This is a genomic window from Streptomyces niveiscabiei (genome assembly GCF_001419795.1).
Lineage (GTDB): Bacteria > Actinomycetota > Actinomycetes > Streptomycetales > Streptomycetaceae > Streptomyces > Streptomyces niveiscabiei.
Genome location: NZ_LIRL01001376.1, coordinates 1 through 1,308 on the forward strand (window position 1 = coordinate 1; position 1,308 = coordinate 1,308).

General features: G+C 73.8%; 2 protein-coding genes. One reads left to right on the forward strand and one right to left on the reverse strand.

Going from position 1 to position 1,308, the window contains the following annotated elements:
• A partial coding sequence (locus AOK24_RS44215) for a choice-of-anchor D domain-containing protein (RefSeq protein ID WP_055725443.1) occupies positions 1-638 on the forward strand: 638 nt, incomplete at its 5' end.
• 111 nt (positions 639-749) lie between these two features.
• On the opposite strand, the gene AOK24_RS44220 is transcribed toward AOK24_RS44215, so the two are convergent.
• A partial coding sequence (locus tag AOK24_RS44220) for a TetR/AcrR family transcriptional regulator (protein ID WP_055725444.1) occupies positions 750-1,308 on the reverse strand: 559 nt, incomplete at its 5' end.

Here is a 1,308-nt window from a genome sequence, read left to right on the forward strand (position 1 = left end):
CGTCCCGCACGACCGGCGGCGGGGGCAGTACGCCGCCGGTCGTGCGGGACGCCCGGATCGAGCCGTCCGTACGGGAGTTCGGGATGACGCACGTCTTCCCGGCCGGCGACGCGCCCGTGCTCGACTTCACCGTCACCAACCCCGGCGACGCCGCGCTCGACCTCGGGCCCGCGCGTCTCTCCGAGGGCGGCGCGTTCTCGTACGCGGACGGCACCTGCGGGGAGCGGCTGGAGGGGCACGCGTCCTGCACGGTGTCGGTGGAGTTCTCGCCGAGCAGGCTCGGCGCCGACAGCGGGCGGCTCAGCGTCGAGGCGGGCGGGAAGACGCTCACGGCCGACCTCAGCGGGACGGCGTACACGCTGCTGACCGTCCAGCTCACGGGGGGCCGCGCCAGCTCCCACGTCACCGCCGACGACGCCCAGGGGCGGGTGCTGTGCGACGGGTACGCCGCCAGGACGTGCCAGATCCAGGTCACGGGGCCGCTGAGCCTGACCGCCGTCCTGGAGGACCCCGGGTACCGGTACGTCATGAAGGGCTGGAGCGGGGCCTGTACGGGGTCCAACCCGTGCGTGCTGTCGAGTGTGCCGACGGACGACAGCGGGGCGGTCACCGCGAAGTTCGCGCCCTATCTGGGGTGAACGCGGGGCTGTTCGGGCCAGGTTGGAGCTGCCTGGGCTGAACGCCGCTTTTCTTGCGCCGGGTTGGAGCTGCCCCAGCTGAACTCCCGCCCGTCCGGGCCGAGTCCGCGGTCACCTGGGCCGGCCCTCGGGCTGTCCCAGTCCCGCGACCAGCAGCGCCACCAGGCGCCGGGCGTCGTAACGGGTGTCCTTCTCCGCGCCCGCGCACAAGTTGCCGATGCCGCGCAGGAGTTGGTAGGCGTCCAGGCCGGGGGCGATCTCGCCGGAGGCGGTCGCGGCGGACAGGAGGTCGGTGCAGACGGGGAGGAGGCGGTCCAGGAAGTACGTGTGGAGGGTGCCGTAGCAGCCGCTGTCCGACTGCATCGCCGTCGCCAGGCCGTGCTTGGTGACCAGGAAGTCGACGAACAACTCCGTCCACGCGGCGAGGGCGGCGTACGGGGTGGGGGCCGTGGCCAGGAGCGCGGGGCCCGCCTCGGCGCACGTGTCGACCTGGTGGCGGTAGACCGCGATGACCAGGTCCGCGCGGGTGGGGAAGTGGCGGTAGACCGTGCCCGTGCCGACGCCGGCGCGCGCGGCGATCTCGCGGACGGGGGCGTCCACGCCGGAGGTGACGAAGACGGCTGCGGCTGCGTCGAGGAGGGTTTGCTGGTTGCGGCGGGCGTCCTTGCGG